Origin of the sequence: Micromonospora sp. LOL_013, from assembly GCF_048060315.1 — a bacterium.
GTDB lineage: Bacteria > Actinomycetota > Actinomycetes > Mycobacteriales > Micromonosporaceae > Micromonospora_E.
Genome location: NZ_JBHMIQ010000017.1, coordinates 63,126 through 82,115, shown reverse-complemented (window position 1 = coordinate 82,115; position 18,990 = coordinate 63,126). Strand labels below are relative to the sequence as shown.

The 18,990-nt window shown below is 71.9% G+C and carries 17 protein-coding genes, 3 pseudogenes and 3 riboswitches; of the genes and pseudogenes, 11 read left to right on the top strand and 9 right to left on the bottom strand.

Features of this window, described 5'->3' with window-relative positions:
- The first annotated feature begins 45 nt into the window (after window positions 1–45).
- Window positions 46–171: riboswitch (cobalamin riboswitch) on the top strand.
- 56 nt (window positions 172–227) lie between these two features.
- The 4 genes from cobN to ACFHWS_RS13520 all read left to right on the top strand — a co-directional run bounded on the left by cobN (window position 228) and on the right by ACFHWS_RS13520 (window position 6,106).
- Window positions 228–3,848, top strand: coding sequence for a cobaltochelatase subunit CobN (gene cobN / locus ACFHWS_RS13535; RefSeq protein WP_416568292.1), 3,621 nt, complete (start codon window positions 228–230; stop codon window positions 3,846–3,848).
- 60 nt (window positions 3,849–3,908) lie between these two features.
- Window positions 3,909–4,880, top strand: coding sequence for a pirin family protein (locus ACFHWS_RS13530; RefSeq protein WP_416555153.1), 972 nt, complete (start codon window positions 3,909–3,911; stop codon window positions 4,878–4,880).
- 136 nt (window positions 4,881–5,016) lie between these two features.
- Window positions 5,017–5,760: a lytic polysaccharide monooxygenase gene (locus tag ACFHWS_RS13525; protein WP_416555151.1), complete on the top strand. Its 744-nt coding sequence runs from the start codon at window positions 5,017–5,019 to the stop codon at window positions 5,758–5,760.
- A gap of 22 nt (window positions 5,761–5,782) precedes the next feature.
- A complete protein-coding gene (locus tag ACFHWS_RS13520) occupies window positions 5,783–6,106 on the top strand; it encodes a hypothetical protein (protein ID WP_416555149.1) in 324 nt (107 codons plus the stop codon).
- On the opposite strand, the gene ACFHWS_RS13515 is transcribed toward ACFHWS_RS13520, so the two are convergent.
- Window positions 6,099–6,710, bottom strand: a complete 612-nt coding sequence (locus ACFHWS_RS13515) for a hypothetical protein (protein ID WP_416555147.1) — start codon at window positions 6,708–6,710, stop codon at window positions 6,099–6,101. The genes ACFHWS_RS13520 and ACFHWS_RS13515 overlap by 8 nt on opposite strands.
- A gap of 196 nt (window positions 6,711–6,906) precedes the next feature.
- Entirely contained in the window at window positions 6,907–7,125 is a 219-nt protein-coding gene (locus ACFHWS_RS13510) for a DUF2277 family protein (RefSeq protein ID WP_416555145.1), read from the bottom strand.
- A gap of 139 nt (window positions 7,126–7,264) precedes the next feature.
- Here ACFHWS_RS13510 and ACFHWS_RS13505 point away from each other — a divergent pair.
- Window positions 7,265–7,741: pseudogene (locus tag ACFHWS_RS13505) on the top strand (TetR/AcrR family transcriptional regulator); the annotation flags it as partial.
- Here the strand turns inward: ACFHWS_RS13505 and ACFHWS_RS13500 are convergent.
- From ACFHWS_RS13500 to ACFHWS_RS13490, 3 genes are read right to left on the bottom strand one after another with little or no spacing between them, the layout of a single operon-like run.
- Window positions 7,700–9,208 carry a cobyrinate a,c-diamide synthase gene (locus ACFHWS_RS13500; protein ID WP_416555143.1) on the bottom strand — a complete coding sequence of 503 codons (1,509 nt, stop codon included), beginning with the start codon at window positions 9,206–9,208 and terminating at the stop codon, window positions 7,700–7,702. The pseudogene ACFHWS_RS13505 and the gene ACFHWS_RS13500 sit on opposite strands and share 42 nt — an antisense overlap.
- Complete coding sequence (cobO, locus tag ACFHWS_RS13495; RefSeq protein ID WP_416555141.1) at window positions 9,202–9,804, bottom strand: cob(I)yrinic acid a,c-diamide adenosyltransferase; 603 nt, start codon at window positions 9,802–9,804, stop codon at window positions 9,202–9,204. Before cobO ends, ACFHWS_RS13500 begins: the two co-directional genes overlap by 7 nt.
- Window positions 9,804–11,771: a VWA domain-containing protein gene (locus tag ACFHWS_RS13490; RefSeq protein WP_416568291.1), complete on the bottom strand. Its 1,968-nt coding sequence runs from the start codon at window positions 11,769–11,771 to the stop codon at window positions 9,804–9,806. The genes cobO and ACFHWS_RS13490 overlap by 1 nt, the downstream gene beginning before the upstream one ends.
- Before the next feature lie 80 nt (window positions 11,772–11,851).
- Window positions 11,852–11,979, bottom strand: a riboswitch (cobalamin riboswitch).
- Window positions 11,980–12,088: 109 nt separating this feature from the next.
- Window positions 12,089–12,263, top strand: a riboswitch (cobalamin riboswitch).
- Window positions 12,264–12,294: 31 nt separating this feature from the next.
- Here ACFHWS_RS13490 and ACFHWS_RS13485 point away from each other — a divergent pair.
- The 3 genes from ACFHWS_RS13485 to ACFHWS_RS13475 are packed head-to-tail and all read left to right on the top strand — an operon-like array spanning window position 12,295 to window position 13,659.
- The gene (locus ACFHWS_RS13485; protein WP_416555137.1) at window positions 12,295–12,495 is read left to right on the top strand and encodes a CbtB domain-containing protein; all 201 of its coding nucleotides are present in this window, start codon (window positions 12,295–12,297) and stop codon (window positions 12,493–12,495) included.
- Between the two features lie 16 nt (window positions 12,496–12,511).
- Window positions 12,512–13,270, top strand: coding sequence for a CbtA family protein (locus tag ACFHWS_RS13480; RefSeq protein ID WP_416555135.1), 759 nt, complete (start codon window positions 12,512–12,514; stop codon window positions 13,268–13,270).
- 47 nt (window positions 13,271–13,317) lie between these two features.
- Window positions 13,318–13,659, top strand: a complete 342-nt coding sequence (locus ACFHWS_RS13475; RefSeq protein WP_416555133.1) for a hypothetical protein — start codon at window positions 13,318–13,320, stop codon at window positions 13,657–13,659.
- Window positions 13,660–13,834: 175 nt separating this feature from the next.
- Here the strand turns inward: ACFHWS_RS13475 and ACFHWS_RS13470 are convergent, their stop codons facing one another.
- From ACFHWS_RS13470 to ACFHWS_RS13455, 4 genes and pseudogenes are all read right to left on the bottom strand, one after another.
- Window positions 13,835–14,218, bottom strand: a complete 384-nt coding sequence (locus ACFHWS_RS13470; protein ID WP_416555131.1) for a hypothetical protein — start codon at window positions 14,216–14,218, stop codon at window positions 13,835–13,837.
- Between the two features lie 89 nt (window positions 14,219–14,307).
- Window positions 14,308–14,916 carry a hypothetical protein gene (locus ACFHWS_RS13465; RefSeq protein WP_416568290.1) on the bottom strand — a complete coding sequence of 203 codons (609 nt, stop codon included), beginning with the start codon at window positions 14,914–14,916 and terminating at the stop codon, window positions 14,308–14,310.
- Between the two features lie 183 nt (window positions 14,917–15,099).
- A pseudogene (locus ACFHWS_RS13460) lies at window positions 15,100–15,783 on the bottom strand (maleylpyruvate isomerase N-terminal domain-containing protein); the annotation flags it as partial.
- 48 nt (window positions 15,784–15,831) lie between these two features.
- A pseudogene (locus ACFHWS_RS13455) lies at window positions 15,832–16,245 on the bottom strand (ASCH domain-containing protein); the annotation flags it as partial.
- A 152-nt stretch (window positions 16,246–16,397) separates the two neighbouring features.
- Here ACFHWS_RS13455 and ACFHWS_RS13450 point away from each other — a divergent pair.
- The 3 genes from ACFHWS_RS13450 (at window position 16,398) to ACFHWS_RS13440 (ending at window position 18,778) form a co-directional block, all read left to right on the top strand.
- On the top strand, window positions 16,398–16,922 hold the full coding sequence (locus ACFHWS_RS13450; RefSeq protein ID WP_416568289.1) for a GNAT family N-acetyltransferase: 525 nt from the start codon (window positions 16,398–16,400) through the stop codon (window positions 16,920–16,922).
- 77 nt (window positions 16,923–16,999) lie between these two features.
- The gene (locus tag ACFHWS_RS13445) at window positions 17,000–17,992 is read left to right on the top strand and encodes a MerR family transcriptional regulator (RefSeq protein WP_416568288.1); all 993 of its coding nucleotides are present in this window, start codon (window positions 17,000–17,002) and stop codon (window positions 17,990–17,992) included.
- A 15-nt stretch (window positions 17,993–18,007) separates the two neighbouring features.
- A complete protein-coding gene (locus tag ACFHWS_RS13440) occupies window positions 18,008–18,778 on the top strand; it encodes an aminotransferase class IV family protein (RefSeq protein ID WP_416555123.1) in 771 nt (256 codons plus the stop codon).
- Window positions 18,779–18,990: the final 212 nt, after the last annotated feature.

The following is an 18,990-nucleotide window of genomic DNA, read 5'->3' as shown; positions in this document are numbered from 1 at the left end:
TCCGCCGGTCGTGAAAGTGTTCGTAGCCAGACGCGGCGACAAGCGGAGGAAGTCCGGTGTGAATCCGGTGCGGTCCCGCCACTGTCACCGGGGAGCAGACCCCACCGACGGCCACGGTCCCTCACGGGCCGGAAGGCCGGGGCGAGCGTTGATCCGGGAGCCAGGAGACTCCGGTCGCCGCGACCGACGACCCGGGGCGCGGACCCCGAGGGAGGACCGGGCGTCCGATGATGCTACTTTTGTCCACTTCAGATACTGATCTGCTGAGTGGACGGGCCAGCGGTGCCGACTGGCGCCTGGCAAACCCGGCCCGACTGTCGGTCGACGACCTTCCGCCGCTGCTGGCCGGCGTCGACCTCGTGGTGGTCCGGCTACTCGGCGGCCGCCGGGCCTGGCCGGACGGGCTGGACGCGCTGCTGGCCGGACCCCGTCCGGTGGTGGTGCTCAGCGGCGAGCAGGCCCCGGACGCCGCCCTGATGGAGCTGTCCACCGTACCCGCCGGGGTGGCCGCCGAGGCGCACGCCTACCTGGCCCACGGCGGCCCACCGAACCTCGCCGAACTGCACCGCTTCCTGTCCGACACGGTGCTGCTCACCGGGCACGGTTTCGCCGCGCCGCGGCCGGCACCGGAGTGGGGTGTGCTGGAGCGCGCGGCGACGCCGGCCGGACCGGGCCGGCCGACCGTGGCGGTGCTCTACTACCGGGCCCACCACCTGGCCGGCAACACCGGCTTCGTGCACGCGCTGTGCGACGCGGTCGACGCCGCCGGCGGTCGGGCGCTGCCGGTCTACTGCTCGTCGCTGCGCTCGGCCGACCCGCAGCTGCTGGCCACCCTGGGTCAGGCCGATGCCCTGGTGGTGACCGTGCTGGCCGCCGGCGGGACCCGACCGGCGACCGTCGGCGCCGGAGGCGACGACGACGCCTGGGACGTCGGGGCTCTCGCCGAGCTGGACGTGCCGATCCTGCAGGGACTCTGCCTGACCAGCTCCCGGCAGACCTGGGCGGCCACCGACGACGGACTATCCCCTTTGGACGCAGCGACCCAGGTTGCCATCCCGGAGTTCGACGGCCGGCTGATCACCGTGCCGTTCTCGTTCAAGGAGATCGACGCCGACGGCCTGTCGGTGTACGTGGCCGACCCCGAGCGGGCCGCCCGGGTCGCCGGGATCGCGGTCCGCCACGCCATGCTGCGGCGCGTCGCTCCGGCCGACAAACGGATCGCGGTGCTGCTGTCGGCGTACCCGACGAAGCACGCCCGAATCGGTAACGCGGTCGGGCTGGACACCCCGGCGAGTGTCCTGGCGCTGCTGCGGACGCTGCGCGACGCTGGCTACGACGTCGGGCCGCCCGACGGCCCCGACGCGGTCCCCGGCCTGGCCGACGGCGACGGCGACGCGCTGATGCACGCGCTGATCGCCGCCGGCGGGCAGGACCCGGACTGGCTGACCGAGGAGCAGCTGGCCGGCAACCCGGTGCGGATTCCGGCCCGCGACTACCGCCGCTGGTACGCGAAGTTCCCGGCCGAGCTGCGCGAACAGGTCGAACGGCACTGGGGTCCGCCGCCGGGTGAGCTGTACGTGGAAACCTCCCGCGACCCCGACGGCGAGCTCGTGCTCGCGGCACTGAACGCTGGCAACATCGTGCTGCTGGTGCAGCCGCCACGCGGCTTCGGAGCCAACCCGGTGGCCATCTATCACGACCCGGACCTGCCGCCGAGTCACCACTACCTGGCTGCTTACCGGTGGCTGGAGCACAGCTTCGGCGCGCACGCCGTGGTGCACGTCGGCAAGCACGGCAACCTGGAGTGGCTGCCGGGCAAGACGGTCGGGCTCAGCGCCGACTGCGGGCCGGACGCCGCCCTCGGTGACCTGCCGCTGATCTACCCGTTCCTGGTCAACGACCCCGGCGAGGGCACCCAGGCCAAACGACGGGCGCACGCCACCCTGATCGACCATCTGGTGCCGCCGATGGCCCGGGCGGAGAGCTACGGCGACATCGCCCGGTTGGAGCAGCTGCTCGACGAACACGCGAACATCGCCGCCCTGGACCCGGCGAAGCTGCCGGCGATCCGGGCGCAGATCTGGACCCTGATCCAGGCCGCCCGGCTCGACCACGACCTCGGTCTGGACGACCGGCCGCACGACGCCGAGTTCGACGACTTCCTGCTGCACGTCGACGGGTGGCTCTGCGAGGTCAAGGACGTGCAGATCCGCGACGGGCTGCACGTGCTCGGCGCGGCACCGGTCGGCGCGGCCCGGGTCGATCTCGTGCTGGCGATGCTGCGGGCCCGGCAGATGTGGGCCGGGCAGGTCGCGGCGCTACCCGGCCTGCGGGAGGCGCTGGGCCTGGACGAGTCCGGCACCGACCGCGACGGCACCGACGCCGCCGAGGCGACCGCCCGGGAGCTGGTCGCGGCGATGGAGGGGCACGGTTGGCGGTCGGACGCCGCCGTCGAGGTCGCCACGCGTGTGCTCGGCGACGATGACGAGCGGACCGCGCTGGTCACTCGGATCCTGGAGTTCGCGGCGACCGAGGTGGTCCCCCGGCTGGCCCGCACCGCCGACGAGCTGGCCCACGTCGCGCACGCACTGGCCGGCGGGTACGTGCCGGCCGGGCCGAGCGGGTCGCCGTTGCGCGGATTGATCAACGTGCTACCGACCGGACGCAACTTCTACTCGGTGGACCCGAAGGCGGTGCCGAGCCGGCTGGCCTGGGAGACCGGGCAGGCGATGGCAGAGTCGCTGCTGGCCCGCTACCGGGCCGACACCGGCGACTGGCCCCGCTCGGTGGGACTGTCGGTATGGGGCACGTCGGCGATGCGGACCGCCGGCGACGACATCGCCGAAGTGCTGGCGCTGCTCGGCGTACGGCCCGTGTGGGACGAGGCGTCGCGACGGGTGACCGGCGTCACGGTAGTCCCGGCCGAGGAGCTGGGCCGGCCCCGCATCGACGTGACGGTGCGGATCTCAGGCTTCTTCCGTGATGCGTTCCCGCATGTGGTGGCCATGTTGGACGACGCGGTCCGACTGGTCGCGGCCCTCGACGAGCCGGACGAGCTGAACTTCGTCGCCGCGCACGCCCGCGCCGACCTGGCCACCCACGGCGACACCCGGCGGGCCACCATGCGGATCTTCGGCTCCAAGCCGGGGGCCTACGGTGCCGGGCTGCTGCAGCTGATCGACAGCCGTAACTGGCGCGACGACGCCGACCTGGCCGAGGTGTACGCGGTGTGGGGCGGCTACGCCTACGGCCGGGACCTCGACGGCGCGCCGGCGCGCGACCAGATGGAGTCGGCGTACCGACGAATCGCGGTCGCGGCGAAGAACATCGACACCCGCGAGCACGACATCGCCGACTCCGACGACTACTTCCAGTACCACGGCGGCATGATCGCCACGGTACGGGCGTTGACCGGGTCGGCCCCGGCGGCCTACGTCGGCGACAGCACCCGGCCGGAGGCGGTGCGCACCCGCGCCCTGCACGAGGAGACCGCCCGGATCTTCCGGGCCCGGGTGGTGAACCCGCGCTGGCTGGCGGCGATGCGCCGGCACGGTTACAAGGGGGCGTTCGAGCTGGCCGCCACGGTCGACTACCTGTTCGGCTACGACGCCACCGCCGGGGTGGTGGCCGACTGGATGTACGACAAGCTGGCCGAGACGTACGTGCTCGACGAGGTCAACCAGAGGTTCCTTACCGAGTCGAACCCGTGGGCGTTGCACGGGATCACCGAGCGGCTACTGGAGGCGGCCGACCGCAAACTGTGGGAGTATCCCGACCCGGCGGTGCTGGACGGGCTGCGGGAGGTGTTCCTGCGAACCGAGGGCGACCTGGAGGACCGCGCCGGTTGACCTGGACGGTGCGGTGCGGTCGGCCGGGCGCGCCGGCGGTGCCGCGCGTAAGGTCGAGGCATGAGTGCGGCGGCGTCGGGGAGCATCCGATACGACGGGACGACGGTCGCCGACGCGCAGCCGGAGAGCGTGCTGCTACCCGGCCACGACGTGCCGCTGGGCCGCTACACGACGGTTCGGCGGCTGCTGCCGCAGCGACCCAGGCGCATGGTCGGTGCCTGGTGTTTCGTCGACCGCTTCGGGCCCGACGACGTGGCCGGGCGGTCCGGCATGCAGATTCCGCCGCACCCACACACCGGGCTGCAGACGGTGACCTGGCTGGTCGACGGTGAGATTCTGCACCGGGACAGCCTGGGTAGCGTGCAGTCGATCGTGCCGGGACACCTCAACCTGATGACCGCCGGGCACGGCATCGCCCACTCGGAGCAGTCACCGCCGGTCCATCCGCCGGTGATGGACGGCCTGCAACTGTGGGTGGCGTTGCCCGAGTCGGCCAGGCACGGCGAGCCTCGGTTCGCGCATCATGCCGCGTTGCCACAGGTGGGTGCCGGTGACGCGCGGATTACCGTGGTGGTCGGCGAGTACGCCGGCGTCCGGTCCCCGGCCGAGATGGCGAGCCCGATCGTCGGAGCCCAGGTCGACATCGACGCCGATGCGACCGTCGCGCTGACGCTGCGCGACGATTTCGAGTATGCCCTCCTGACGATGTCCGGCACGGCCCGGGTCGACGGGGTGGAGCTGGCCCCGGGCGGGCTGCTCTACCTGTGCGAGGGCCGGTCGGCCACGACGGTGACCACCGACGGCCCGGCCCGGCTGTTCCTGCTCGGCGGGGAGCCGTTCGACGATCCGCTCGTGATGTGGTGGAACTTCGTCGCCCGCAGCCATGAGGAGCTGGTTGCCGCCCGCGATGACTGGGCGGCCGGTAGGCGGTTCGGCACGGTGACCGGCTGCGTCGACGCCCCGCTGCCGGCGCCGGAAATGCCGATCACCCGGGTCAAGGCCCGCGACCGGCACGGCCGTACGGTCGGCTGACCGTCGCACGACCGGTCGACTTCGTCGACGTATCGAAATTCTTCGTTCGCAATCTTTACTGTTAACTGTCCTTACGCTAACTTCATCGGCAAAGGCCGGCCGCCCCACCGCCACCCACGACGTGCGGAGCGCCCCCATGCGACGACGAGTTCTCCTGCCTCTGCTCGCCACCGGCACCATGCTCGGCACCCTGCTGGTCGCCGCCCCGGCCAACGCGCACGGTTACATCTCCTATCCGCCCAGTCGACAGGCGATGTGCGCGCAGGGCCGAGTCGCCAACTGTGGCCCGATCGTGTGGGAGCCGCAGAGCGTCGAAGGCCCCAAAGGACAGCGCACCTGTCACGGCGGGGTGAGCCGCTTCGCCATCCTCAACGACGACAGCGCCAACTGGCCGGCCACCGCGGTCGGCGGCGGGTCGGTCACCTTCACCTGGACACTGACCGCCCGACACGCCACCAGCACCTGGGAGTACTACGTCGGCGACGACCGGATCGCCGTGTTCGACGACGGTGGCCGACAGCCCGCCGCCACCGTGTCGCACACCGTGGATCTCGGCAGCCACACCGGCCGGCAGAAAGTGCTGGCGATCTGGAACGTCGCGGACACCACGAACGCCTTCTACTCCTGCGTGGACATCCAGATCGGTGGAGATCCGGGCCCGTCGCCGACCCCGGCGCCACCACCGCCGACCACCCCACCACCGACGTCCACGCCCACCGTGTCGCCCGAACAGCCCGGCGGCACCTGGGCCGCCGGCACCACGTACCAGGTCGGTGCCGTCGTCAGCTACGCCGGCGTCAGCTACCGGTGCCGGCAGGCACACACCGCGCTCGCCGGCTGGGAACCGCCGAACGTACCGGCGCTGTGGCAACGGCTCTGACCGACCGGTGCATCATGTACGGATGTCGCCACCATGGGACACCGCCGGCCAGGTGGCGGTACCGAAACTGGTGCCGCCGGTCGGTGCCGCGCTGTTCGTCATCGGCGCGGCGCGGGTGCCGGCCGCCGGCAGCGACGTGTTAAGCGTGGCTGGTCGGCCGGACGCTACGGCGCCGACTACCAGTTCACCAGCCCGCAGCCGGTCAGCGACCCGGCCTGGTTCATCGTCACCGTGCCGACGGCCGGCAGCTACCGGGTCGAGGATCAACGTGGTGGTGGCCGAGTGGGTTATCCGGCGTCGCGCCGCCGGCCAGGACCGACGACCCGACGCGGTACGGGTCAGCTGATCCGCTCGACCACGACCCGCCGGATGACGAACTTGCCCGGCTCCCGGACCTGTTCGAACGCGGCGTCGTTAAGCAGAACGCAGCTGCCCGACGGGCTGGTCACCGTGACGGTGACGCTCCGGTCGTTGTCGAGGTTGGTCACCTTGAGCACGGTGCCGACAGGGAAGGTGCCGCTGGAGGCGGCCGGGCCGGCGTCCTCGTTGAACAGGGTCACCGTCGATCCCGCGCAGACGACGTCGCCGGGTGTCCCGGTGTCCGGCGCGGCGGCGTCGCCCGTACCATCGGGCTGCTCCGGCGCGGGCGTCGCGGCCGGCGCGCCGGCGCCGACGTCGGCCGTGCAGCCGGCGGCGGCCCGCCGCTGCTCGATCAGGTCGACCACTGCCTGCCGGTTGGCGATCCGGTCGTTGGACAGGGCGTCCGGGTTGGCCCGCTGCTCGGCGATGAAGGTCAGGTTGTTCCGCAGCGCGGTGTCCAGGCCGTCGCAGTTCTCCCCCGCGTTGCCGAGCCCGGTGCCGACCGCCAGTCCGCCGCCGAGCAGGGCTGCTGCCGCCGCCCCGACGAAGACCTTACGCGCCCGCCCACTCCTGGCATCCCACCCGTACATCCACCGCTCCTCTCGGTAGCCGCTGCCCGAAACGCAGCTACCGGGCCATACGTGGGTGGATGGTCGACGGATCTGTCCGGAACCTCAAGTTTCCATTAAGGATCTTCACAGAATTCACGGACAGTCACCTCGCGAGGCCGTCCGACGACACGGCGCCGCCGGCTCCGTCGCACACTTCTTCCGGCGGCGCCGTGGCCTACCGGGCCGCTGGGGCACGGACCACCAGACGATCCAGCAGTTCGCGGCTGGCGGCGGCGACGGCCGCCACGGCGGCGTCGAACGCCTCCGCGTTGTGGGCGGCTGGTTGCCGGAAACCAGAGATCTTCCGGACATACTGCAGCGCGGCGGCCTCAATGTCGGCGTCGGTCACCTCGGCGGTGTACGGCTCACGGAGCGTCTTGATGCTTCGGCACATGCGCTCCATACTGCCGCAGCCCACGATGGCAGGCGGCCCCGAGGCGGCCGGACGACCCAGGCCAGCTTGACGAACCAAGCTAACACAATTAGCTTAAGCGTTATGCCATGTAGCCAGCCTACGCGGTCCGGCCGCCGACATGCCTAGAGCAGGGCTCACCCGGGGCGGCCTGGTCGACGCCGCGATCGCCCTCATCGACGAGCAGGGACTCGACGCGCTGTCGCTCAACGCGGTGGCCGGCCGGGTCGGGGTCGCCACACCGTCGCTCTACAAGCACGTCACCGGCGGCCTCACCGAACTGCGGACGCTCATCGCTGCCCGGCTCATCGGTGAGTTCGCCGACGAACTCACCCGGCACACCCTCGGTCTCAGTCGGGACGCCGCCGTCGCCGCCCTGATGCACGCCAGCCGGGACTACGTCCGCCGACATCCCGCCCGGTGGGCGGCGATGCCCGCCGACCCGATCCGCGACCCGGTGACCGTCGCCGAAGGAACCCGGCTGCTGGAGGTGATCCTGGCCGTGCTGCGCGGCTACGGACTGCAGCGGTCGGCGGCGGTACACGCCACCCGCTGCCTACGGGCGATGATGCACGGCTTCGTCTGCCTGGAAATCGACGGCGGCTTCGGCCTGCCCGAGGACGTGACGGAGAGCTACGAACGGCTGATTGCCATGTTCACCGCCAGCTTGCCGCGGGACTGACACCGTCCGCCGCGCGGCCGTCACCAGCCGGGTGGCGATCTGCGGCCGCGCCGCCCAGTGCAGGTGCAGGTACGACGCGTGCACGCCACCGGCGACGAAACCCTCCGGCGCCGCGCCACGCCACCCCCAGGCCATTGCCGCGCCGGCCCGCGGCGTCACCTCGGTACGGTGGAACTCGTGGCCGGTCAGCCGGGCCCCCTCCGGCGCCAACACGCTGTCGGTCAACGCCACCGCATCGCGGTAGCCGAGCGTCAACCGGGAAGTCATCCGCGCGTCCGCCGGCAGCACCCCGCACATCGGCGCCTCGTCGAGGGTGCGGCACAGCCACAGCAGGCCGGCGCACTCGGCGACGATCGGCGCACCGGCGGCCGCCAACGCCGCCACCTGCCGCCGCAACCCGGCGTTCGCGGCCAGCTCGGCGGCGTACACCTCGGGAAAGCCGCCGCCGACGACCAACGCCGCAGTCGCCGCGGGCAGCCGCTGGTCACGGACCGGATCGACGGTACGCACCTCGGCACCGGCGGCCGTCAGCAGCTCGACGGTCTCCGGATAGCCGAAGCTGAACGCCGGTCCACCGGCGACGGCGACCACCGGCCGGTCACCGCTCGCCGCTGCTGGCGCGTCCTCGCCGGAGCCGGCGTCCGCGTGCCCGACAGCGCCCGCCGACGACCAGGGTTCGACCGCCAGCAGGGGTGCGGCGCCCGCCACCGCCGCCACCGCGGCCAGGTCCACCGACGCGGCGACCAACTCCGCCAGCGCACCGACCGCCGCACGCGCCTCGACGGCGCGTTCCACCGCCGGCACCAGACCCAGATGCCGCGACGGGGTGTCGACCGACGGATGCCGCCGCAGCACCCCGAGCACCGGCGTGCCGACCTCCTCGCAGGCGTCCCGCAGCACCTGCGCGTGCCGGTCGGAGCCGACCCGGTTGAGGATCACCCCGGCAATGTGGACCTGACCGAACGACCGGAACCCGTGCACCAGTGCGGCGATCGACCGGCTCTGCCCGGCCGCGTCGACGACCAGCAGCACCGGGGCGGCCAGCAGCGCCGCGACCTGGGCGGTGGAGCCGACGTCGGCGCCGCCGACCCGGCCGTCGTAGAGCCCCATGACGCCCTCGATGACCGCGAGGTCGGCACCGGCGGCGCCGTGGGCGAACAGTGGCGCGACGCGCTCCTCACCGACCAGCACCGGGTCCAGGTTGCGGCCGGGCCGGCCGGCGGCGAGCGTGTGGTAGCCGGGGTCGATGTAGTCCGGGCCGACTTTGAAGCCGGCGACCCGGACACCCTGGGCCGCGTAGGCGGCGAGCAGGCCGGTGGCCACCGTGGTCTTGCCGTGCCCGGATCCGGGTGCGGCGATCACCACCCGGGGAACGGCTACCACTCGATGCCCTGCTGGCCCTTGCGTCCAGCGTCCATCGGATGCTTGACCTTGGTCATCTCGGTCACCAGGTCGGCGAGGTCGATCAGCTCCGGCGCCGCGTCCCGGCCGGTGACCACCACGTGCTGGCCGCCCGGCCGGTCCCGCAGCACCGACACCACCTCGGCGACGTCGATCCAGCCCCACTTCAACGGGTAGGTGAACTCGTCCAGCACGTAGAACCGGTACGCCTCGGCGGCCAGATCACGGCGGATCTGCGCCCAGCCCTCGGCTGCCTCGGCGGCGTGGTCGCGCTCGGTGCCGGGGCGCTGGATCCAGGACCAGCCCTCCCCCATCTTGTGCCAGGTCACCGGCGCTCCCCGGCCCGACGCACCGAGGGTACGCAGGGCCGCTTCCTCGCCCACCTTCCACTTCGGGGACTTGACGAACTGGTAGACGACCACCGGCCAGCCGGCCGCCCAGGCCCGCAACGCCATACCGAAGGCCGCTGTCGACTTGCCCTTACCGGGCCCGGTATGGACGGCGAGCACCGGCTGACGCCGCCGGGCCCGGGTGGTCAGCCCGTCGTCGGGGACGTGTTCCGGTTTACCCTGTGGCATCAGGCAGCCCTCCCGCTGGCGAGGCCGACCCGAGGTTGCGGCACCACCGCCGACAGCGCCTCCAGCGGCAGCCATTCGGCGTCGAAACCGGTGGCGAGCCGCCGGGCCAGGCCCAGTCGCACCGGACCAGACTCGCAGTCGAGCACCACCATCGCGGTGCCGGCGAGCAACGGCGCCAGGTCTATCGGATTCGGTCCGCTGGTCGACCGCCCGTCGGTGACCAACAGGATCAGTGGCCGACGGCGTGGCTCGCGGCGGCGCTCGGCGGCGACGGTGGCGGCGGCGGCCCGCAGCCCGGCGGCGATTGGGGTACGGCCACCGGTGCGCAACTGCGCCAGCTTGGCGACGGCCACCTCGTGGCTGCTGGTCGGTGGCAGCACCACGTCGGCGGCGGCACCCCGGAAGGTGATCATCCCGATCCGGTCCCGCCGGTGATAGGCGTCGCGCAGCAGCGACAGCACGGCGGTCTTGACCACGGTCATTCGCTGCCGGGCTGCCATCGACCCGGAGGCGTCGACCACGAACAGAATCAGGTTCGCCTCCTGGCCGACGTAGCGGGCCTGGCGCAGGTCGGCGGGGGTGATCTGGCGGGCACCCCGGGATGCGGCGGCGCGCACCGTGGCTGGTAGATGCACCGTCGACGGCCGTCCAGTCAATGATCCGGCACCGACCACCCGGCCCCGGTCGGCGTGGGCCGCCGAACGTCGGCCGGGCGTCGCGCCCGCACCGAGCCCGGGTAGCCGCAGTGTCCGGGGCCGGTACGCGGGCCCGGCCGCCGCCGGAGCCGGACCGCCCGGCGGTACGCCGTCCGGCTGCTCGGCACCGCCCGCCGGCCCGCTGTCGTCCAGCGTCGCTGGCTCGGGCGACGGGCCGCCCTCCGGTGGTGGCGGACCCTGCGACGGGCCGCCCTCCGGTGGTGGCGGACCCTGCGGCGGCGGAGGATCGGGATCGTCGTCGCCGCACTCGTCACGCAACACCTCGTCGAGGCGCTGCTCGTCGGCACCGGGCGGGTCGAGCGGGTCACGGCGCCGCCGGTGCGGCAGCGCCAGCCGGGCTGTCTCGGCGACCTCGGCGGCGGTGACCGCCGGTTGGCCCCGCCAGGCGGCCAGCGCGACGGCGGCGCGGGCCATCACGATGTCGGCCCGCATACCGTCCACCTGGTACGCCAGGCAGATCCGGGCGATCCGGTCGATCTCGGCATCGGGCAGCGTGACCGCGGGCAGGGCCGCCCGCGCATCGCGTACCCGCAGTGCGAGCTGGTTGTCGGCGGACCGCCAGCGGTCCGCGAACGCCACCGGGTCGGTCTCGTACGCGAGCCGACGGCGCACCACCTCGGCCCGGTCGGCCACCTCGGAAGGTGCGGCCACCGACACCATCAGCCCGAAGCGGTCCAGCAACTGTGGACGCGGCTCGCCCTCCTCCGGGTTCATCGTGCCGACCAGCAGGAACCGGGCGGCGTGACTGACCGACACCCCGTCGCGTTCGACGTGGGCCCGGCCCATCGCCGCTGCGTCCAGCAGCAGGTCCACCAGATGGTCCGGCAACAGGTTGACCTCGTCGACGTAGAGCAGGCCCCGGTGCGCGGCGGCGAGCAGCCCCGGATCGTACGCCTTCACGCCGGCGCTGAGTACCCGCTGGATGTCGAGGGTGCCGACCACCCGGTCCTCAGTGGCGCCGACCGGCAATTCGACCAGAGCGGCCGGGCCGCGGCGTGCGGTCACCGGCGCGGTGTGCGGCCCGTCGGGGCAGGTCTGGTCCGGGGCTGCCGGATCGCAGCCGAACCGGCAGCCGAGCACCCGGTCGACCTCCGGTAGCAGCCCGGCCAGCGCGCGGACGATCGTCGACTTTGCGGTGCCCTTCTCACCCCGGATGAGCACGCCGCCGATGCCGGGGTGCACTGCGGCGAGCAGCAGGGCCTGCCGCAGGTCGGGCAGGCCGACGACGGCGGTGAACGGGTACGGCGTCATGGCAGGGGCCGACAGGTGTGCATGGTGAATCCCTCCCGCGGGTGTCCACGCCCGCGTACCGGTGGACCAGCGAGCGGCCGGAGTCTCCTGGCTGCCGGATCGACGTCGCGTCCCGAGCCTTCCCGCCGTTGGGGCAGTGGCTGTCTCAGGGGGACGCGACTCACCGGTCACAGTGGCGGGACCGCCCCGGATTCGCACCGGGTTCCTCCGCGCCGCTCGTGCCGGTCATGCTCCCCCACCGGCGGTCCACCGTCAATGTGGCGCCGGTCCCGGTGTCGGCCAGAGCCGCAGCCATTGCCCGAGCGGTCACCACGGCGGTACGCTGCGCAGGCCACGGTGTTCGGGAAGCCGGTGTGATTCCGGCGTGGTCCTCGCCACTGTGACCGGGAAGTGTCCGTTCCACCACGCCACTGGGCCGACGACGGTCCGGGAAGGCGGGACGGCCGCGACGATCCGGGAGCCAGGAGACCGGCCGTGGCATGCACCGCATCGCCACGAGGCATGGACGAGAGGATTTCCTGGCATGACTGCACCTTCTGTCGGCGGCGAGGTCACCACCACCGCCATCCGCGTACCGCTCGCCGGTTGGTTACTGGCCGCCGTCGCGGCGGTCGTCATCTACCTGGTCGCGCAGGACAACGGGCTGGTGCTGGCCGGTACCGCCGAGTTCGTGCACGAGTTCACCCACGACGGCCGGCACGCCCTCGGCGTACCGTGCCACTGAGCGGCGGCCGGCTCCGATGAGCACCTACCCGTTCGGCGCGGTGCTGGGCCGCGGCCTGCTCGCCGGTGCGGCCGCCGGCGTGGCAGGCGCGGTGGCGGCCCTGCTGATCGTCGAACCGCAGATCGAGTCGGCGCTGGTCGTCGAGGAGGCCCGCGCTGCGACCGGGACGGCCGGACACAGCCACGACGAGGAGTTGGTCGGTCGGGCCATGCAGGTCCTCGGCGGGCTGGTCGCCACCGTCGCGGTGGCGCTGTGCCTGGCGTTGATCGTCGCCGTGGTCTACGCGGCGACCCGGCACCTGCTGCCCGGCCACGACGACTTCCGCCGGGTGGGGCTGCTCGCCGGGCTCGGCTTCGTCGTGGTGGCGCTGCTACCGGCGATCCGCTTCCCGGCCAACCCGCCGGGCGTCGGCGATCCGGACACCGTCAACCAGCGCACCGGACAGTACCTGTCGTTCATCATCGCCGCAGCCGCCGTGACCTGGCTGGCGCTGCTGACCCACCGGCGGCTGACCGGCTGGGCGCGGCCGGCACCCTACCGGACGGTGGTCGCGGCGGCGCTGGCCATCGTCGGGTACGCCCTGCTGCTGGCGCTCTGGCCAGCCACCGGAGTCGACGTGCCCACCGACATCCCGGCGACGCTGCTGTGGGAATTCCGACTCGCCTCGCTGGCGCAGCTCGCCACCATGTGGACGGTCCTCGGGGTGGTGTTCGGACTGCTGCTCACCCCGGCCCGGACCGGTGGTCGGCGGTCCACGCTCGCCGACGTCGCGTGACGGCTGACGACGGCGCGGCAGGCCCGGAGCCCGGGCGCCTCGTCCGGGTGACCGTATGCCGAGGCTGCTGTTGCGGCACCCGCCGCAAACACCCGGACGTCGACCACGACCGGCAGCTCGACGAACTGCGTGCCGCCTCGCCGGTACGGGTGTCGGACTGCCTCAACGCCTGTGACCGGTCCAACGTGGTAATCGTGCAGCCGGCAGTGTTGGCCCACCGGCTGGGCGCTCGTCCGGTGTGGCTCGGCGGGGTGCTCGACGAGACGTCACTGTCAAGTGTCGTCAAGTGGATCGCGGCCGGCGGGCCGGGCCTAGCCGCACCGCCGGACCGGCTCGCCGGGCTGCGGTTCGCCGCCCCCCGCTGGGGAAAGTCCGTCCCGACGTCCTGACCGCCGTGATGCGCGGTGTTCCGCCCCGACGACACAGACCGGCCTTCGTCTACCGCTCCCAGCCGGTGCCGTACCACCCGGCCGACGCCTCGCCGATACGGATCGTGTTTCCGGGCGCTTCCGCCCGTAGCCGCCGCAGCCCAGCGTCAACGACGGCGCGATCGCGTTGTACATGTCACCGATCGCGCCCTGCGAGGCCGGCGCGTTCCAGATGATCCGTACCACCTTGACCCGCCGGCCGAACTCCTCGGCGAGCTTTGTCCTCGAACACGCCGCAGCCGGTCTCCTGGACCGCCAGCCGGGCCAAGTCGCTGCGTCGGCCGAGCGCGACGACCGACGCCTTGCCGACGATCGTGTCGATCCGTTCCTGGTCGAATTCGGCGTAGTCGTCGAGTGCCTTCGACGCCGCCGAGACGAGAGCGTCGATCGCGGCCTCTGTCTCGGCCGGCGCCGCCGGCTTCGGGTGCACCTGGACGACTGCGGTCGTGCCGATCACCTCGTTCGGTCGAGCACCGGCGGCACCCTGCCGCCGGTGCTCGACCTCATCGTCACCCGGCACGGCGATCGGTCGCTGCCGCCGTACGTCCCCGATCGCCGGGACCTAGGTCACCCGACAATCGGTCCACTGTGGCGGCTTGACCTTTCCGGTCAGCTTGCGGAGCGCGCCGCCGCCAACTCTCGGGCCTTGGCCGGCCAGGTCGGCAGGCTGGCAGTGGCCCGTACCCCGGCGGCGCGGACCGCCGCGCGCAGCGCCGCCTCGTCGGTCGCGCCCAACTGCTCGTACGTACGGATCCCGGCAGACTGCAGGGCGGCGGCCATCTTCGGCCCGATGCCCTCGATGCGCCGGAAGTCGTCCGCCGGCTCAGCCTCAGCCTCGGCGGCGGCGGGCGGCTCAACGGCAGGCGGCTCAACGGCGGGCGGCTCAACGGCAGGCGGCTCAACGGCAGGCGGGTCGACGGCAGGCGGGTCGACGGCAGCGACCGGCTCGGCGGCGGGCGGGTCGACGACCGGCGCCTGCTCAGGGCTGGCCGCATCGGCGGTAGTGGCCGGCTCAGCACTGACCGGTTCGACACTGACCGGCTCGGCCGGGGCATCCGCAGCGGGCTCGGCGGTGGGCTCGGCGGGAGCCTCGGTGGTGGGCCCGGTCTTGACCGGGTCGGCCGCCGACGGCTCCGAGGTAGTGGTCGGTGGCTCGACTGCGGCAGCCGCCTCAGGCTTCACCGAGGCGTCCTTGCCGGCGGCGGACCGGCGGCTCATCACGAGCCACCCCGCGACTGCACCGAGCAACACCACGACCAGCAGAATCAGTATGTTTCCGAGGGACCAGTCCACGGCAAACCTCCAGCACCAAAAGTCAGAATCGCGAAAGGGTCTCGTTGTGGCCTTGTCGCTGTCAACCTACGGGCAGTCGCAAGGCGCTTCGAGGGCAGGTCGGTCCCGCTACTCTTCGCCAACCACAGTGGGACTGTGCGTGCCACCGAAAAACGGGGAGCGCACTCCTTGCGGGTGCAGTTCAGCCGGGTCCACGTCACCTGACTCGACTCGCCCGGTGACCGCGCGTACCAACGTCGGCCGGTCCCATCCACGCGCCGCCCGCAGCGGTGCCAGTGTGGTGCCCGCCGACAGCGCCACCACCAGATCCGCCGCCGGGGCGGTCAGCCACGGCGCTATGCCGAGGCCGTCGGCCAGGTCGACACCGTGGACGGCGAGCTCGACGACCCGGGTGGCCTGGAAGTCGGTCAACGTCATCAGGTCACCATGCCGGGTGACGACCATTCGGTCCGGCGGCTGCGTAGTGACCCGAGCGGCGGCGGTCGCTGCCCGCGCCGCCAGTTCGTCGACAGCGGCGGTGGCCGTCCGGGCCGCCGCCCACCGCTGTGCGTCGGCGATCCGCCCGCCGTCCGCGTCGGGACGGAACCGGGCGTCGGGCGCGTAGTAGCCGACTGCGTCCACCGAACCGTCCGGACCGGCGGCGGGTGCGCCGTCGTCGAGCATTTTGACGGTACGGGACAGTGCGATCACGGTGTGTGCAAGCAGTTCCTTGGCCGTCCACGGGCCGCATCTGGTCGGGCGGTCGAAGTCCGCCTCCGGTACGGCCCGTAACGCGTCGACCGCCGCCCGACTCTCGGCGGCGTAGGCGAGGGCCACCTCGTCGGACCGCCAGATCCGCTGCACGACACGGAACCGTTCGGCCACCACCATCGTCCGGTCGTCTACGGTGAACGTCTCGTCACCGAGGGCAGCCCGCATCGGCGTCGACTGCCAGAAGTCGACGTGGGCGCGGCGCCACCCGGCGACGTCAACGAACCCTTCGCCTTCGTCGACGGCGTGGGCGAGGTCCACCTCCGCCAGGGAAACCACCCGTACCCCGGTGGTCTCCAGTACCGCGCAGGGCCGGTCCGCCGAATCCACCAGCACCGACCGGTCCCCCGCGACCGGCAGCGGCTCGTTGTCGTGCTCGTACTCGCGCAGCAGCCCGGACGTGGCCGTCTTCTCGCCGGTGAGGATCGCCGCGACCAGCCGGTCGCGCAGCGGACCGGGAAAAGCGAACTCGGGCTTCGGTACATGATCGAGGCGGTGCGGCACGTCCTGCCCGGCATCACGGTCCGCCTCGGTCGCCACAGCCGCAGTGTACTGGCGCGGTGCCGCCTGGTCCCGTCCACGATCGTGTGCTGCCCGCCAACGACCGTCGCGCAATTGACGTGACTGGCCACGACCAGGTAGGCCACGATAGGCCGGTGACGACGTCAGATCAGCGCGCCGTGGCGCTGCACCCGATGACCCAGGCCGAGTACGACGTACGCATTCCCGCGCTGGTGGCGGGCTATGCCGGCAGCCTGCTGCGGTCCGGGCGCGCCACCACCGCGACGGCGCTGACCGAGTCCCGCCGCCAGCACGCCGAGTTACTGCCCGACGGGCTGGCCACCGAGCGGATGCTGTTCCTGGTGGCGCGGCCGGCGGATGCCGACGACGCGCGTCCGGTCGGCTGGATCTGGGTCGGGCTACCGGACTCTGCCGAACCGGAGCGGCCGGCCTGGATTTACAACATCGAGGTGGACGCCGCCCACCGCGGCAACGGGTACGGACGGGCCATCCTGGCGGCTGTCGAGCCGGTGCTGGCCACGCGCGGAGTCACCCGGCTCGGGTTGAACGTCTTCGGGGACAACCTGGTGGCCCGTCGGCTGTACGAGTCGACCGCATTCACCGTCACCGCCCAGCAGATGGTCAAACCGATCGGTTCCGTGCCACAGGAGTCGGTGTAGCGAATCTGGCGTACCGCTGCGGGCGCGACCCGACGAAGCTTGCATCTCAAGCCGCTTGAGATCGCATAGTGGGCGCCGTGGACATGAACGAGCTGTACCCCATCGGGGATGTCGCCCGACGCACCGGTCTGAGCGTCAGCGCCGTCCGGTACTACGCGGACGCCGGTGTCGTCACGCCGGCCGCCAGTACGCTGGCCGGCCACCGGCTGTACGACGTGTCGGCGATCGCCCGGCTGGAACTGGTCCGGACGCTACGGGAACTCGACGCCGGGCTGGACGAGATCCGGCGGGTGCTGGCCGGCGAGGCGACGCTGCGCGAGCTGGCCGCCACCCACCTGGCTCTGCTGACCCGGCAGGAGGCACGGCTGCGCAGCCGCCGCGCGGTGCTGTCGACCATCCTTCGACAGGACTCCACCGCCGAACAGGTGACGCTGATGCACAAACTCGCCGGAATGTCGGACGACGAACGTGACCGGCTGATCGACGAGTTCTGGACTGAGATCTCCACCGGTTGGGAGCCGCCGGCGCAGATGCTCAAGTGGTGGCGGGCGGCCCACCCGAAACTGCCCGACCACCCCACCACAGCCCAGCTGGAGGCGTGGATCGAGCTGGCGGAGCTGGTCCGCGACCCCGGGATCCGCCAGGCGGTGCGCCGCGAGCTGCACGAGGTGTGCACCACCGGAGCCGGACCGCTGATGACCTCGTCACCGATGCTGGGCAGCATGGAAGCGGCTACGCCGATCGGCCAGGCGGCGATGGATGCGGCACGGGACCAGGTGCCACCGGACTCGCCGCAGGGGCGGGAGATCGCCGACCGGTGGATGGGCTGGCTGACCGGCGTCTTCGCGACACCGGACAGCCCAGGGATGCCGGACACCCTCGAGTTCCGGCTCCAGACGGCCGACCACATGATGGAAGGTGCGGAGTGGGACCGCACACCGCCGGACCCGCCCGGTCTGTTGGACCGGTACCTGGCGCTGGTCACCACCGTTAACGGCGGGGAGCCGGAACGGTTCCCGTTCGAGTGGCTGGCCGAGGCGCTGCGCGCGTCCGCCCTACCGGCCCGCTGATCGGAGACTGGCATCATGCTTCTGAACGGGCAGCCCGTCGATCTGGATCATCTGAAGATCCTGGGTCTCACCAACTACGGTCACTTCACGTCGATGCGAGTGGACGCCGGCCGGGTGCGCGGACTCGCGCTTCACCTCGATCGGCTGACAAGGGACTGCCGTGCACTCTTCGGCACGGAACTCGATCAGCACGAGGTTCGCTGCTATGTCCGTCACGTGGTGGGTTCCGCCGAGTCGACCGTCGCCAGGGTAACGGTGTTCGACCCAGATCTCGACCTGGGGCATCCCGCCGGCGCATCAAGCCCGCAGGTGCTCGTCACGACGCGAGCGGTGTCGTCGGTCCCACCACAACCGCTGGTGCTCACCACTCGCTGCTACGAGCGGGACTTACCAGGAGTCAAGCACCTCGGCCTGTTCGCGACGGTGTTCCATCGCCGACAGGCCCAACTCGCTGGCTTCGATGACGTGCTGTTCGTGGACAGGGAGGGTTTCATCTCCGAAGGGGCGACCTGGAACATCGGCCTGATCGAAGGGGACGACATCGTGTGGCCGCAGGCACCGGTGTTGCCGGGAGTCACGATGGCGTTGATCCGTCAGGAGCGCCCAGGGCATGAGCGCCGCGTCAACGTGGCGGAGCTGGACCGCTACACCGCAGCGTTCGCCACCAACGCCACGGTTGGAGTCCGGGCTGTCACCGCGATCGACGCCATCCGATGGTCTGACATGACGCCGGTGGTCGAGCAGATCCGCAAGGACTACAGCGCCATCCCCGGCGAACCACTCTGATGCGCTGCACGTCGGTACGTACACCTGGCCCCGGGGCAGTTCAGCACACCCGCTACTGGAAGGGATGCTTCCCGTTGCCGGAACCATCCCCTGCCTTCCCTCTTGACATTTCCTCGTTGACGTAATCCCCGACAGGGTCAGGAATTGTTCGACGCAGATGGTTGAAGGCGGCATTCACCGGGTGGATACTGTCCAAAATCGATCACCGCCAC